This window comes from Serratia nevei, assembly GCF_024160145.1.
GTDB lineage: Bacteria > Pseudomonadota > Gammaproteobacteria > Enterobacterales > Enterobacteriaceae > Serratia > Serratia nevei_A.
This window is the reverse complement of the sequence record NZ_JAMYWQ010000011.1, coordinates 1-14364: the sequence shown is the minus strand read 5'-3', so window position 1 is coordinate 14364 and position 14364 is coordinate 1. Positions and strand designations below refer to the sequence as shown.

At 50.8% G+C, this 14364-nt stretch carries 11 protein-coding genes, 1 tRNA gene and 1 pseudogene; 9 read left to right on the top strand and 4 right to left on the bottom strand.

The genetic code is table 11. From position 1 onward, the window contains the following. The first annotated feature begins 2 nt into the window (after nt 1-2). A complete protein-coding gene (gene xylR, locus M6G53_RS10095; protein ID WP_253330975.1) occupies nt 3-1181 on the top strand; it encodes a D-xylose utilization transcriptional activator XylR in 1179 nt (392 codons plus the stop codon). 6 nt (nt 1182-1187) lie between these two features. Here the strand turns inward: xylR and M6G53_RS10090 are convergent, their stop codons facing one another. Beyond that, nucleotides 1188-2042, bottom strand: coding sequence for a LysR family transcriptional regulator (locus M6G53_RS10090; protein ID WP_253330973.1), 855 nt, complete (start codon nt 2040-2042; stop codon nt 1188-1190). A 126-nt stretch (nt 2043-2168) separates the two neighbouring features. On the opposite strand from M6G53_RS10090, the gene M6G53_RS10085 reads away from it, so the two are divergent. The 8 genes and pseudogenes from M6G53_RS10085 to M6G53_RS10050 form a co-directional block, all read left to right on the top strand. Then, nucleotides 2169-3368, top strand: a complete 1200-nt coding sequence (locus M6G53_RS10085; protein WP_366519490.1) for a cyanate transporter — start codon at nt 2169-2171, stop codon at nt 3366-3368. 75 nt (nt 3369-3443) lie between these two features. Next, the gene (locus tag M6G53_RS10080) at nt 3444-4787 is read left to right on the top strand and encodes an esterase-like activity of phytase family protein (protein ID WP_253330971.1); all 1344 of its coding nucleotides are present in this window, start codon (nt 3444-3446) and stop codon (nt 4785-4787) included. 99 nt (nt 4788-4886) lie between these two features. After that, nucleotides 4887-4981 (top strand) — tRNA-Sec (locus M6G53_RS10075). Between the two features lie 272 nt (nt 4982-5253). After that, on the top strand, nt 5254-6810 hold the full coding sequence (locus M6G53_RS10070; protein WP_253330969.1) for a type I restriction-modification system subunit M: 1557 nt from the start codon (nt 5254-5256) through the stop codon (nt 6808-6810). Further along, nucleotides 6807-8039 (top strand): restriction endonuclease subunit S, encoded by a 1233-nt coding sequence (locus M6G53_RS10065; RefSeq protein WP_253330968.1) that lies wholly within the window; start codon nt 6807-6809, stop codon nt 8037-8039. Before M6G53_RS10070 ends, M6G53_RS10065 begins: the two co-directional genes overlap by 4 nt. A gap of 1 nt (nt 8040) precedes the next feature. Then, entirely contained in the window at nt 8041-9249 is a 1209-nt protein-coding gene (locus tag M6G53_RS10060) for an AAA family ATPase (protein ID WP_253330967.1), read from the top strand. A gap of 10 nt (nt 9250-9259) precedes the next feature. Continuing rightward, nucleotides 9260-12358: an HsdR family type I site-specific deoxyribonuclease gene (locus M6G53_RS10055; RefSeq protein ID WP_253330958.1), complete on the top strand. Its 3099-nt coding sequence runs from the start codon at nt 9260-9262 to the stop codon at nt 12356-12358. Nucleotides 12359-12473: 115 nt separating this feature from the next. Next, a pseudogene (locus M6G53_RS10050) lies at nt 12474-12740 on the top strand (virulence RhuM family protein); the annotation flags it as partial. 133 nt (nt 12741-12873) lie between these two features. On the opposite strand, the gene M6G53_RS25665 reads toward M6G53_RS10050, so the two are convergent. The 3 genes from M6G53_RS25665 to M6G53_RS10040 are packed head-to-tail and all read right to left on the bottom strand — an operon-like array spanning nt 12874 to nt 14137. After that, nucleotides 12874-13242, bottom strand: coding sequence for an MOSC domain-containing protein (locus M6G53_RS25665; RefSeq protein WP_436286520.1), 369 nt, complete (start codon nt 13240-13242; stop codon nt 12874-12876). Beyond that, entirely contained in the window at nt 13167-13628 is a 462-nt protein-coding gene (locus M6G53_RS10045; protein ID WP_253330956.1) for an MOSC N-terminal beta barrel domain-containing protein, read from the bottom strand. The genes M6G53_RS25665 and M6G53_RS10045 overlap by 76 nt, the downstream gene beginning before the upstream one ends. Continuing rightward, nucleotides 13625-14137 carry a phenylalanine--tRNA ligase beta subunit-related protein gene (locus tag M6G53_RS10040; protein WP_366519493.1) on the bottom strand — a complete coding sequence of 171 codons (513 nt, stop codon included), beginning with the start codon at nt 14135-14137 and terminating at the stop codon, nt 13625-13627. Before M6G53_RS10040 ends, M6G53_RS10045 begins: the two co-directional genes overlap by 4 nt. Nucleotides 14138-14364: the final 227 nt, after the last annotated feature.

Sequence of the window (14364 nt, the reverse complement as noted above, 5' to 3'; positions counted from 1 at the left end):
GTATGTTCAAGAAGCGTTTTCGCATTACGTTGCTGTTCAACGCCAATAAAGTGTATGACCGTCAGGTGGTTGAAGGGGTCGGCGAGTATCTGCAGGCATCGCAGTGTGACTGGGACATCTTTATCGAAGAGGACTTTCGCTGCCGCATCGACAATATCCGAGAGTGGCTGGGGGACGGGGTGATCGCCGACTTTGACGATCGCGAGATTGAGCGGCTGTTACACAATGTGCAGGTGCCGATCGTCGGCGTTGGCGGTTCTTATCATCGCGAGCAGGACTATCCGCCGGTGCACTATATCGCCACCGACAACCAGGCGTTGGTAGAAACGGCGTTTACACACCTCAAGGAGAAGGGTATCAATCGTTTCGCCTTTTACGGCATGCCGATTGAAGGCGGCAAACGCTGGGCGCAGGAGCGTGAGTACGCTTTCCGCCAGCGGGTGGCGGCGGAACAGTACCAGGGCGTGGTGTATCAGGGAATGGCGACCGCACCGGAGAACTGGCAGTATGCCCAGAACCGGCTGGCGGATTGGGTGCAGACGTTGCCGCAGCAGACTGGGATCATCGCGGTGACCGATGCGCGGGCACGCCATTTGTTGCAGGTGTGCGAGCATCTGGACATCGCTGTGCCGGAAAAGCTGTGCGTGATCGGCATCGACAATGAAGAGCTGACGCGTTACCTGTCGCGGGTTGCGCTCTCGTCAGTGGCTCAGGGTACCCGGCAGATGGGCTATCGCGCCGCCAAGCTGCTGCATCAGTTGCTCGATCGGCGCGATCTGCCGCTGCAGCGCATTCTGGTGCCGCCGGTGAAGGTGATTGAACGCCGCTCTACCGATTTTCGCTCGCTGCGCGATCCGGTGGTGATTCAGGCAATGCACTATATTCGCCACCATGCCTGCAAGGGTATCAAGGTAGAACAGGTGCTGGATGCGGTGGGCATCTCGCGTTCCAATCTGGAAAAACGCTTCCGGGATGAGACCGGCCAAACCATCCATCATGTGATCCATCAGGAAAAGCTGGACCGCGCCCGTAATCTGCTGACGGCGACTTCGCTGACCATCAACGAAATTTCCCAGATGTGCGGCTATCCGTCGCTGCAGTACTTCTATTCGGTATTCAAAAAGGGCTACGACATGACGCCCAAAGAGTATCGGCAAAACCATGGCGAGAACGGGTACTAGTCTGGCTCACCTCAACCCGCAAAACACCGTCAGCCGCTGGGCCAGCGCCAGCGTGGCGGCGGGAGCGCCGTCGCGGTAGTAGAGCGCCAGTTCGAAGCTGTCTATCGGCGGCAATCCTTCGGCCTCGCCCAGTACCCGATGCGTGGGCAGACGGCAGCCGGCCGGCAGCAGGGTGACGCCCAGCCCGGCGGCGGAGGCGGCGGTCAGCGCCGCCAGGCTGGCGCTGCTGTAGCCGATGCGCCAGCGTTTGCCGAGGTTGTCCAGCGCCTGGCACAGCTCGTCGCGGTACAGGCCACTGAGCGGGAACACTGCCAGCGGCACCGGCGATTGCTCGATGGCCGGGAAGGCCAGGCTGTCCAGCCACAGCAGCGGTTCCGGCCGCGCGGCGCGCGGCGGTTGCCGGCGGCGCTGCTTTACCAGGATCAGATCCAGCTCTTCACGCGCGTAAGCGCTGTGCAGATCGGCGCTCAGGCCGCTGGCGACGTCCAGCCGCAGGTGCGGGTGCTCGCGGCTGAAGTCGGCCAGCAGCTCGGTGGCGGGCACGGCGAAATCCTCCGGCATGCCGATCCGCAGTACGCCGTCGCGCCAGATGCCGGTCAGCGCGTCGTGGGCTTCTTCATTCAGCGCGATGATGCGGCGTGCGTAGCTCAACAGCTTCACGCCTTCTTCGGTCAGCAGCACCTGATGCGAGGAGCGCTCGAACAACGGCTTGCCCAGCATCTCTTCCAGCCGGCGCACCTGCTGGCTGACGGTGGACTGCGACAAAAACACCCGCTCTGCGGCGCGGGTGAAGCTGTTGCTGTCGCACACGGCGACGAAGCTGAGCAGCAGCTGCGGATTGAACATCGGGTAGCGATTCATTTTCCCACTGTTGGCTATTTTATTATTTAATTTCCCAATACTAGCGGCGTTGCCTACAGTAACGCAACGCTGTGGCGACCGCGCTGTGACGTCACGCTTTTCATTTCGCAGTACCAGGAATATACCGTGTTAAATCATTCTGTTAGTTCACCTTCTTCGCGCCGCTGGTTCAACCCCCTGCTGCTGGCGCTGGTGTTGATCGGCCTGAACATGCGGCCGCTGTTGACCTCGATCGGCCCGTTGCTGCCGACGCTGCGCCAGGCCACCGGGCTGAGCTTTGGCGGCGCGGCGCTGCTGACCACGCTGCCGGTGCTGATGATGGGCCTGATGGCGTTGGCGGGCGGCGCCATCAACCGGCTGTTCAGCGAACGCAGCGCCGTGGCGTTAAGTTTATTGGCGATCGGGCTGGGCGCGCTCTGGCGCGAACTGGCCCCCGGCAGCGTGCAGCTGCTGATGAGCGCGGTACTGGGCGGGCTCGGCATCGGGGTGATCCAGGCGGTGATGCCCGGCATCATCAAGCATCATTTCCTCAAAAGCATGGCGCTGGTGGCCGGGCTGTGGTCGGCGGCGCTGATGGGCGGCGGCGGGCTGGGCGCGGCGATCACCCCGTGGTTGATGAGTGCGGGGCACGACTGGCACAGCGCGCTGGCCTGGTGGGCATTGCCGGCGCTGGTGGCGCTGCTGGCCTGGTGGCCGGTCAGCCGCGGGCTGTCGCGCCTGAGCGCGGCGGGTGAAAACCGTGGGCCAAGCCTGCTGCGCAACCGGCGCGCCTGGCTGCTTGGCGCCTATTTCGGCCTGATCAACGGCGGCTATACCAGTCTGATTGCGTGGCTGCCACCGTATTACATGCAGCTCGGTTGGCAGCCGCAGGCCAGCGGTTCGCTGCTGGCACTGATGACCTTCGGCCAGGTCGTGGGCGCGCTGCTGCTGCCGGCGCTGGCGCGCAATCATGACCGGCGGCCGCTGCTGCTGCTGGCGCTGATGATGCAACTGATCGGCTTTATCGGCCTGATTTACCTGGCGCAGACGCTGCCGTGGCTGTGGGTGCTGCTCTCCGGGCTGGGGCTGGGCGGCGCGTTCCCGCTGTGCCTGGTGCTGGCGCTCGATCACCTGCATCAGCCGGCGGCGGCCGGGCGACTGGTGGCCTTTATGCAGGGCGTCGGCTTCCTGTTGGCGGGCGTGACGCCCTACCTTTCCGGCCTGCTGCGCGACTACAGCGGCGGCTTCGTGCTGGACTGGCAGATCCATGCGCTGCTGGTGGTGGTGCTGATCGTCATCACCTGGCGCTTCCACCCGCACAGCTACCGGCGGGCGTTCGCCGAATAATATTTCTGTCATTGCCGCTCCCTATAGTGACGTTGCTTTTACTTCTGGGCGATAACAACGAAAAGGGACAATGACATGCACAACACCAAAACCCGGCTGGCGCTGCTGATCGGCTGCATGGCGCTGAGCGCCAACCTGTGGGCCGACGCGCAGCCGGTGCAAGCGACGCTGGCCGGGCATGCGCTGCTGCCGGTGAAATCCGCCGTTTCCACACCGAAGGACGCGCCGAGCGATCTGCAGCAGAGCGGCAAGTACACCAGCGGCAAACGCGTGACCGAGCTGGGCAGCGTGGCGGGCAAATCCGCCGATCGCCTGACCGGCCTCGGTCTGCCGATCGACGGCCAGCCGCTGCAGGGCCACTCCGGCATCAAACACATGCCCGACGGCACCTACTGGGTGCTGACCGACAACGGCTTCGGCAGCAAGGCCAACTCGCCGGACGCCATGCTGTATCTCAATCACTATAAGATCGATTTCAAAGACGGCACGGTCGCGCCGCTGAAGACGGTGTTCCTGCACGATCCGGATAAAAAGGTGCCGTTCCACATCATCAACGAGAGCACCGAGAAGCGTTATCTGACCGGCAGCGATTTCGATCCGGAAAGCTTCCAGTTTGCCGACGATGCCTTATGGATCGGCGAAGAATTCGGCCCTTACCTGATCAAGGCCGACCTGAACGGCAAGGTGCTGGCGGTATTCGACACCCAGGTGGACGGCAAGGTGGTGAAATCGCCGGACAACCCGATGCTGACCCTGCCGGGCGCGCCGGACGGCAAGCAGAACTTCCAGGTGGCGCGCTCCAAAGGCTTTGAAGGCATGGCCGCCTCGCCGGACGGCAGCAAGCTGTACCCGCTGCTGGAAGGGGCGCTGTGGGACGGCGAGCAGTTCGAGAACGTCGGCGGCAAACGCTACCTGCGGGTGCTGGAGTTCGACGTGAAACAGCAGGCCTGGACCGGCCGCAGCTGGCAGTATGTGCTGGAAGACAACCAGAACGCCATCGGCGACTTCAACATGATCGACGCCACCCACGGGCTGGTGATCGAGCGCGACAACGGCGAAGGCACGCCGGATAAAGCCTGCGCCGCCGGTGCGCCGACCGACAACTGCTTCAGCCAGGTGGCCAAGTTTAAGCGGGTGTATAAAATCGCTTTCTCGGACGCCAACGTCGGCAAACCGGTCGAAAAACTGGGCTATATTGACCTGATGAACATTCAGGATCCGAACAAGCTGGCGCGCAAGCCGCTGAACGACGGCGTGCTGACCTTCCCGTTCTTCACCATCGAGAACGTGGACGTGGTGGACGCCAACCACATCATCGTCGGCAACGACAACAACTTCCCGTTCTCCTCCAGCCGCCAGCCCAATATGGCGGATGACAACGAGTTCATCCTGCTGGACGTGAAGGATTTCCTGAAGTAGTTCTCCTTGGCCGCCGAATCGCCGGCGGCCGCACGATTTCCCGCTTAGCGCAGCGAACAAACTGCGCTATAATCAGCGCCTTGCTTCTCCCTTCTCCAAGGAAGATCCTCGTCCCCGGTGGGGCGGCCGGACTTCAAATCCGGTTGGGGCCGCCAGCGGTCCTGGGCAGGTTCGACTCCTGTGATCTTCCGCCAAAGCTTGCCAGGTACCATAGCCTTTTAAAGACGATCTCTGGCTGGTATAGCTATCTATATATCCGATACCATCTCATCCAAATGATAAGCAAACATAAGGTTCGTATCGCTGACCTTACTCTACAAAGAGCTAGCATAGAAATTAAATCTGGAGGCTATTGAGAAATTCTGCCTTACTATTTCGAATAGCAGGCTTGAACTCAATCAAGACGAACCAAACTTGAACAATAGACTCAGGCATCAATTGAACGATTTTCAACAGGAACAACAGTATGACAAGTATTCAACAACGTGCCGCGCTACAGCGCCAGATCTGGGCCATTGCCAACAAGGTACGCGGCGCTGTTGATGGTTGGGACTTTAAGCAGTATGTCTTGGGAGCCCTGTTTTATCGCTTTATCAGCGAGAATTTTACCAGCTACATTGAAGCGGGTGATGACAGCATCAACTACGCAGAACTGCCGGATAGCGTTATTACCCGGGAGATCAAAGAGGACGCTATCAAGACCAAGGGCTACTTCATTCGCCCCAGCGATCTCTTCGTTAACGTGGTCAAAAATGCCAACGACAATGACAGTCTGAATACCGATCTTGCCCATATCTTTGCCGACATTGAGGCTTCGGCCAGCGGTTATCCTTCAGAACGTGATATCAAGGGGCTGTTTGCTGATTTCGATACCACCAGTAACCGCTTGGGTAACACGGTAAAAGACAAAAATGCCCGCTTGGCCGAGGTGCTTAAAGGTGTAGCCGGGCTTGATTTTGGTGACTTTGCCGCGAGCCATATCGATTTGTTTGGCGATGCCTACGAGTTTCTAATCTCCAACTATGCCGCCAACGCCGGTAAATCCGGCGGTGAATTCTTCACCCCACAGCATGTTTCCAAACTGATCGCGCAGCTTGCTATGCACGGGCAAACTAGCGTCAACAAGATTTATGACCCGGCCTGTGGCTCCGGCTCACTGTTGTTGCAAGCTAAAAAGCACTTTGATGCGCACATTATTGAAGAGGGTTTTTTTGGGCAAGAGATCAACCACACCACCTACAACCTGGCGCGGATGAACATGTTCTTGCATAACATCAACTACGACAAGTTTAACATCCAGCTGGGCAACACCCTGACGGAGCCGCATTTTGGTGACGACAAACCTTTTGATGCCATCGTCTCTAATCCGCCTTATTCGGTTAAGTGGATAGGTTCAGACGACCCGACGTTGATCAACGACGACCGCTTTGCGCCCGCAGGCGTGCTGGCTCCTAAATCCAAGGCTGACTTTGCCTTTGTGCTGCACGCCCTCAGTTACCTATCCAGTAAAGGCCGTGCCGCCATCGTTTGTTTCCCCGGCATCTTTTATCGCGGGGGCGCCGAGCAAAAGATTCGCCAATATTTGGTGGACAACAACTATGTGGAGACGGTGATTTCCCTCGCACCTAACCTGTTCTATGGCACCACCATTGCGGTGAATATTCTGGTGCTGGCGAAAAACAAAAAAGAGACGACCACCCAGTTTATCGACGCCAGTAACTTGTTTAAAAAAGAAACCAATAACAACGTGCTACTGGACATGCATATCGAACAGATCATGCAGGTGTTCGACAGCAAGGCGAATGTCGATCACTTTGCCCAGTCGGTGCCGTTTGAGAAGTTGGTTGCCAACGATTATAACCTGTCAGTAAGTAGTTATGTGGAGGTGAAAGATACTCGTGAAGTGGTAGATATTGCTCAGCTTAATGCCGAGTTAAAAACTATCGTGGTAAGAATTGACCAACTGCGTGCGAAGATTGATGTCATTGTGGCGGAGATTGAAGGTGGGGAGTTGGAGGTATGAGCAGTGTGAACTTTTTGGAAAAGTTGCTAGATAGTGTTGTGGTTGAGTGGGTGACACTGAGTGCAGTTGCGAACATTAGCACAGGAAGCTCAAATCGTCAGGATGAAAGCGAGAATGGAATCTACCCACTCTATGTTCGCTCCAAGAATGTCTTGAAGTCAGACACCTTTGAATTTGATGATGTGGCAATAGTCATTCCCGGTGAAGGTGGGATTGGCGACATATTTCACTATGTGGACGGAAAGTATGCTCTACATCAGAGGGCGTACAGGATTCATGTTACATCAGATGCCGTAAATACAAAATTTTTGTATCATTTCATGTCATCTAGATTTAAACAGTATATTTTGATGAAAAGCGTGGGAGCAACTGCGATTTCGATTAGAAAACCCATGCTTGAAGGATTTAAAATTCCCATCCCATGCCCAAATGACTCAGTGAAATCACTTAAAATCCAAGCAGAAATCGTCCGCATTTTGGATACCTTTACCGAGCTTACCACCGAGCTTACCACCGAGCTTACCACCGAGCTTAATACACGTAAAAAACAATACAATTACTATCGCGACCAGTTGCTTCGTTTTGAAGATGGGGAAGTAGAGTGGAAGATGTTGGGCGAGATTGGTGAATTTATTCGTGGAAAGCGTTTTACCAAAGCCGACTATGTCGAAAATGGGGTCAGCGCTATCCACTACGGCGAGATCTATACCCAGTACGGTGTTTATGCGTTGCAAGCAGTATCTCAGGTCAGAAATGATATGGCGGAGTCACTCCGCTATGCTGAGCCGGGTGATGTTATTATCACGGACGTGGGTGAGACAGTTGAGGATGTCGGCAAGGCAGTAGCGTGGGTTGGAGATGAAAAAGTGGCTATTCATGACCACTGTTATGCATTCCGTCACACAATGAATCCGAAGTTTGTTTCTTATTGCATGCAAACAGCATCTTTCATTGTCGAAAAAGCAAAGTATGTGGCCAGAACTAAGGTCAATACGCTGCTTATAAATGGGTTTTCGAAAGTATCTATCCCTGTTCCCTATCCCAATGACCTTGAAAAATCATTAGCGGAGCAGGCACGAATTGTCGCCATTCTCGACAAGTTTGATGCTCTAACAAATTCTCTCAATGAAGGCTTACCCCGCGAAATAGAATTGCGCCAAAAACAATACGAGTATTACCGTGATTTATTGTTGAGCTTTCCAAAACCGAACTCGGAGGTAGCAGGCTGAGATGAGCAAAACGCTAACGGAAATAGCACAGCAGCTAATAGGCGCTAATAAAAAGGTGCAGTTGATCTATGCCTTTAATGGTACGGGCAAAACGCGCCTGTCGCGTGAATTCAAGCAGTTGGTCGCGCCCAAGAATGGGAATGCCGATAACGGTGAAGAAGCTGAGCTTTCGCGCAATAGAATTCTTTATTACAACGCCTTTACCGAAGACCTATTCTATTGGGATAATGATTTAGAAGATGATATTAAACCCAAGCTGAAAATCCAATCAAACTCTTTTACTGACTGGGTTCTTAACGAGCAAGGGCAAGATCAGAATGTCATCGCTAACTTCCAGCGTTACACGAATGATAAGCTCACGCCTCGTTTTAATGAAGAATATAAAGTCAAAAATAAGGATGATAACGAGGTAACCGTTAAGGCATTTTCAGAGGTGACTTTTTCCGTTGAGCGTGGTGACGATGCGCACTCAGGCAATCTTAAAATATCAAAAGGTGAAGAAAGTAATTTTATCTGGAGTATGTTTTATACGCTTATTGACCTCGTTGTTGAGACATTAGGTGAGGTCAACCCTGACTATCCGGAACCCACGCCGTTCGATAGTCTTGAGTATATTTTTATTGACGATCCGGTAAGTTCACTTGATGAAAATCATTTAATTGAGCTGGCCGTAGACTTGGCAGAACTCATTAGAAATAATAAATCAGATGTAAAGTTTATCATCTCAACCCATAATCCGCTCTTTTATAATGTCTTGCAAAATGAGCTTGGTAGTGATGAAAAAAAGACAGGCTACAAAGCCAAGTGTTTCAAAAAATATCGCCTTACCAGAAATGATGATGGTCTTGCAGAACTCGTAGAGCAACCAGATGACTCGTCTTTCTCATATCATCTGCATCTTAAGGCTGAATTACAAAAAGCGATAGACAGCAATAAGTTAAGCAAGTATCACTTCAATTATCTGCGTAACATTTTGGAAAAAACCACCATTTTTCTGGGATACAAACGGTGGGGGGACTTGCTGCCGCAGTCGGATAGTGGGGATTCCAATCCTTATGAGGCAAGAGTAATGAACTTGCGTAGTCATTCAAAGTACGCAGGTGAAGAGGTGAGTGAGTTAACGGAGGATGAAAAACGAGTTTTAAAACGACTGGTTAGGCACCTTGATAAAATATATTATCCTGACCTAAAAGACGTTCAAGAAGGCTAAGGGAATAAAAATGGACAACTACAAAACTATTGCCGAATCCAACAATTTTATTGTTTTGGATAAATACAGCCGAGAATGGAAGGCAGCGGAAAACTACCAAAGCGAGAACGACCTCGAGCGGGAACTGCTTCAGGACTTAGTCAACCAGGGCTATGAGTTACTGCCCGGGCTAAATAACCCTGAGGCTTTGCTTGGTAATGTGCGGGTACAGTTGCAAACGCTCAATCACGTGCAATTTTCCGACGGTGAATGGCGACGTTTTGTGGAAATGTATCTCGATAAGCCCAGCGACTCCGTTGTGGATAAGACCCGTAAAATTCACGATGATTACATCCATGATTTTGTTTTTGATGATGGCCGCATCCAGAACATCTATCTGCTGGATAAGAAGAATATCGCCCGTAACAAGCTCCAGGTGATAAAACAGTTTGAACAAACCGGTAGCTATGCCAATCGCTATGATGTGACCATTCTGGTCAATGGGTTGCCCTTGGTGCACGTTGAGTTGAAAAAGCGTGGCGTCGCTATTCGAGAAGCGTTTAACCAGGTACACCGCTACAGCAAGGAAAGCTTTAACAGCGAGCATTCTCTCTATAAGTATTTGCAGCTGTTCGTCATCTCTAACGGCACAGATAGCCGCTATTTTGCCAATACCACGGCACGCAATAAAAACAGTTTCGACTTCACCATGAACTGGGCGAAGGCGGATAATAGCCTGATTAAAGATCTGAAGGACTTTACCGCTACCTTCTTTCAGAAGCACACCCTGCTTAATGTGTTACTGCATTATTCGGTGTTTGATGTGAGTAACACTCTGCTGGTGATGCGCCCATACCAGATTGCCGCCACCGAACGCATTCTGTGGAAAGTGAAAAGCGCCTTTGAGGCCAAAAACTGGAGCAAGCCTGAAAGCGGTGGTTTTATCTGGCATACCACAGGTTCCGGTAAAACCCTCACCAGTTTCAAGGTGGCGCGTTTGGCCACTGAGCTGGAGTTTATCGACAAGGTATTCTTCGTTGTGGACCGCAAGGATCTGGATTACCAGACCATGAAGGAATACCAGCGTTTTTCGCCTGATAGTGTCAATGGCTCCGACAGTACTGCAGGCCTCAAGCGCAATCTGGAAAAAGACGATAACAAGATCATCGTCACGACCATTCAGAAGCTTAATAATTTGATGAAAAGCGAGGGTGAACTGCCTATCTACACCAGGCAGGTTGTATTCATTTTTGATGAGTGCCATCGCAGTCAGTTTGGTGAGGCACAGAAGAACCTGAAGAAAAAATTTAAACGCTTCTATCAGTTTGGTTTTACCGGCACCCCCATCTTTCCACAAAACGCGCTGGGTGCAGATACCACCGCCAGCGTGTTTGGTCGGGAGTTGCATTCCTATGTTATCACCGATGCCATTCGTGACGAAAAAGTGCTCAAGTTCAAGGTGGACTACAACGATGTCCGTCCCCAGTTCAAAGCCATCGAAACCGAACTGGACGAAAAAAAGCTTAGCGCTGCAGAAAACAGACAGGCTTTATTGCACCCTGACCGTATTCGTGAAATTACTCAGTACATCCTGAACAACTTCCGGCAAAAGACGTATCGCCAGCAGGCGAACGCCAAGGGTTTTAATGCCATGTTTGCGGTGAGCAGCGTGGATGCTGCTAAGTTTTATTACGAGTCGTTCAAGGAGTTGCAAAAGCACAGCAATAAACCACTGAGAGTGGCCACTATCTTTTCGTTTGCTGCCAACGAAGAGCAGGATGCTATAGGGGATATTCAGGATGAAAGTTTTGATGTTTCGGCCATGAATACTAGTGCCAAAGAGTTTTTAAACGCGGCCATCGCGGACTACAACGTGCTGTTTAAAACTAACTTCAGCATAGACAGCAATGGTTTCCAGAATTACTACCGCGATCTGGCCAAACAGGTTAAAGCTAAGGAGATCGATCTGCTGATCGTGGTGGGCATGTTCCTGACGGGCTTTGATGCCCCGATGCTGAACACTCTGTTTGTGGATAAAAACTTGCGTTATCACGGCCTGATGCAGGCCTATTCGCGCACCAACCGAATTTACGACGCTACCAAGACCTTTGGTAATATCGTTACCTTCCGTGACCTGGAACAAGCGACGGTGGATGCCATCACCCTGTTTGGTGACAAAAACACCAAGAACGTGGTGCTGGAAAAGAGCTACAAGGAATACATGGAAGGTTTTACCGATGTGGTGACTGGTCAGGCGCGACGCGGTTTTGTGGATGTGGTCAGCGAGCTGGAGCAGCGTTTTCCTGATCCCGCCACTATTGAAAAAGAAGCTGACAAAAAAGCCTTTGCCAAACTCTTTGGTGAATACTTGCGCGTTGAGCATGTGCTACAAAACTACGATGAGTTTGCTAGCCTGAAAGCCCTGCAAAGCGTAGATATGAACGACCCTGAGGCGAGCGAAGTGTTTAAAGCCGAACACTATCTGGATGATGAAAAGCTAGCAGAGTTGCAGGCCATACGCCTGCCAGCCGAGCGTAAGATCCAGGATTACCGCTCGACCTACAACGACATCCGCGATTGGCAGCGTCGTCAAAAATCGGCAGAGGATAAAGACAAATCCACCATCGATTGGGATGACGTGGTGTTTGAGGTGGATCTGCTTAAATCCCAAGAGATCAACCTTGATTACATACTTGAGCTGATCTTTGAGCACAACAAAAAAACCAGAAACAAAGCCGATTTGGTTGACGAAGTGCGCCGATTGATCCGCGCAAGCCTGGGTAACCGGGCTAAAGAGAGCCTGCTGGTTGATTTTATCAATCAGACGGATCTGGATAAGATTGGTGATAAAGCTAGCGTGATCGAAGCCTTCTTCGCCTTTGCCCGGATCGAGCAACAGCGTGAGGCTGATGAGCTGATCGGTTCTGAGAATTTGAATGCTGAGGCGGCTAGGCGCTATATCACCACCTCGCTCAAGCGTGAATTCGCAAGCGAAAACGGTACCGAGCTTAACTCTATTCTTCCCAAAATGAGTCCGCTTAATCCACAGCACTTGATCAAGAAGCAAAGCGTTTTCCAGAAAATCGCTGCATTTGTCGATAAGTTCAAAGGGGTGGGGGGAACCATTTGATACATGAGTTATGTTGCCTGCAAAATAAACGCCATACGCGTAATGAGCTCCTGTATGGATCTCTCGCATACTAGGTGCATTACTGCACGGTAAGTCAGATCAAAGCGGAGGCGACATGACAGACAAGCACTTAACCCAATCCCCGGCAGGTGAGTTTGTTATGTTTGCCAGCGATGACGGCGAAGTGCGCGTTGAATGTCGTTTTGAGCAAGAAACGCTGTGGTTGCCCCAGGCGACCATCGCGAATCTTTATCAAGTGACTCCCCAGGCGATTACGCAGCACATCAAAGCGATCTACGAAGAAGCGGAACTTGAACAAAACGTAACCTGTAAGTCTTACTTACAGGTTCAGCAGGAAGAAGCTCGCCTTGTGGGCCACAATTAGTCTGCTCGCGATTATTAAGCTCTTTAAATAGCTAGTACCACCTCTATAGAATAGAAGATGCGCTGGGTTTGGTAGAGTGAACTAAAAAATAATATTTTCAAATAGTTAATTGGTGACGGGTTTAATCTGTTTATATTTCAACTATGTCGTTGATACTAATTAAAAAATCTGAATCTGCGCGTACGTAAATTCCAAAAATAGCACCATCGAACTCATTCAACTCATCCAAAGTTTCCAAAATTTGCGAGTCAGAAACTGACAGTAGTTTGCGATGGAGTATAGATATCACCTCGCAACGCTCAGTCATTTCAGTTACTCTAAATACATTGCCATTTATTATCACCTTTTTAATGTCTTTTTCGTTAGGATATGGGAATTCAGAAACAATTATGTTTGGCCGAAAAATAGCATGATCTATCTCATCTAAACCACAGGTTTTTTTAATTTCTCGAGAGAATTCTGCGAAATAATATGTATCGGACCTGTATCCATGAAACAATGGGAGAAATCATTAGTGTGCTTGATTTTCGCAAGTACCACATTGGTTTTCAAATAGGTGCTTATAAATTCTGAAATGTGTCCTCGAAAAACTGTCACATCAACCTCCCTTGACCATATTTTTATGACTCCATCAAGAGGCGGTGGAGTGTCAAACTCACTGATTTTTCCATCAATAGATACTGATAGCCTACCGTCAATTTCAGTGATTAAAATATCCGTTAATAGAGGGGTGTCTCTTAATGTGATGAATTTATTGTTTTCAGAATCAAAAAGACAATAAATACGATCGCCAGTGATACCATTCATGCTCCCAGTACAAAAATCTGACGAGACTCCAGAACCGGACTTTAGTGGGTAATGTATTATTTTTGAAACGATACTCATGAGTTTTTCCTCGTTGAGTAGTAATACTCTTCGATAACTAAACGGCCTGTATCAATATCGTATGATGCGTCTATTATGTTTCTTCGGATACGCAAACTGACGGCATAGAGCTCTGCAGGTTTAACAAGTTCATGGCCGAGAATGACAAAAAGACAATCGGTCGTACTTTCTGATATTTTGAAGCAATTGGAATCAACATCTTTTGAGCCAACCCAAGCCATCACTTTATCATTTGCGGTGTATATCAATTCGCCACAATTCACTTTTTTATCACTGTTTTGGAAAAGAGGAATGATGCATTCATCATCTGAAGCTAACGTCACCTCTACCTTTGCTAAAGGATCTACTGAGAATAAGTCATGTCCTCCAATGCCAATACCGTAATGGAACGCCGCTTCGTTATATGCATCAATAACGTTATTGATAGAACGAAATCCACGTGAGGAAAAATTCTCCCTGAGTTTTTCTCCTGCTGTTTTTAAATTACATTTACCTGTGGTTTTTTCTATTATTTTTTTAAAGCCATCATTAAAGCGTTGTAGATCTCCTGAAATATCTGTTGAGACAAGATCGTTGCAACGAGAAATGAACTCTATTTTACTTGGAGAGTGTTAGTACCGATGTAAAAATGACCCACATGCCAATGTAATTCGGACCCACCTGGGGTAAAACTGGCAGTTTTAAGCGAGCTGCCGATGCTAACATTGGAGTTAAGAGTGGAGATTGCTGTTCTTCT

Coding starts and splice junctions, on each gene's coding strand:
- xylR (WP_253330975.1), top strand. CDS start 3: ATGTTCAAGAAGCGTTTTCGCATTACGTTGCTGTTCAACGCCAATAAA.
- M6G53_RS10090 (WP_253330973.1), bottom strand. CDS start 2,042: ATGAATCGCTACCCGATGTTCAATCCGCAGCTGCTGCTCAGCTTCGTC.
- M6G53_RS10080 (WP_253330971.1), top strand. CDS start 3,444: ATGCACAACACCAAAACCCGGCTGGCGCTGCTGATCGGCTGCATGGCG.
- M6G53_RS10070 (WP_253330969.1), top strand. CDS start 5,254: ATGACAAGTATTCAACAACGTGCCGCGCTACAGCGCCAGATCTGGGCC.
- M6G53_RS10065 (WP_253330968.1), top strand. CDS start 6,807: ATGAGCAGTGTGAACTTTTTGGAAAAGTTGCTAGATAGTGTTGTGGTT.
- M6G53_RS10060 (WP_253330967.1), top strand. CDS start 8,041: ATGAGCAAAACGCTAACGGAAATAGCACAGCAGCTAATAGGCGCTAAT.
- M6G53_RS10055 (WP_253330958.1), top strand. CDS start 9,260: ATGGACAACTACAAAACTATTGCCGAATCCAACAATTTTATTGTTTTG.
- M6G53_RS10045 (WP_253330956.1), bottom strand. CDS start 13,628: ATGAGTATCGTTTCAAAAATAATACATTACCCACTAAAGTCCGGTTCT.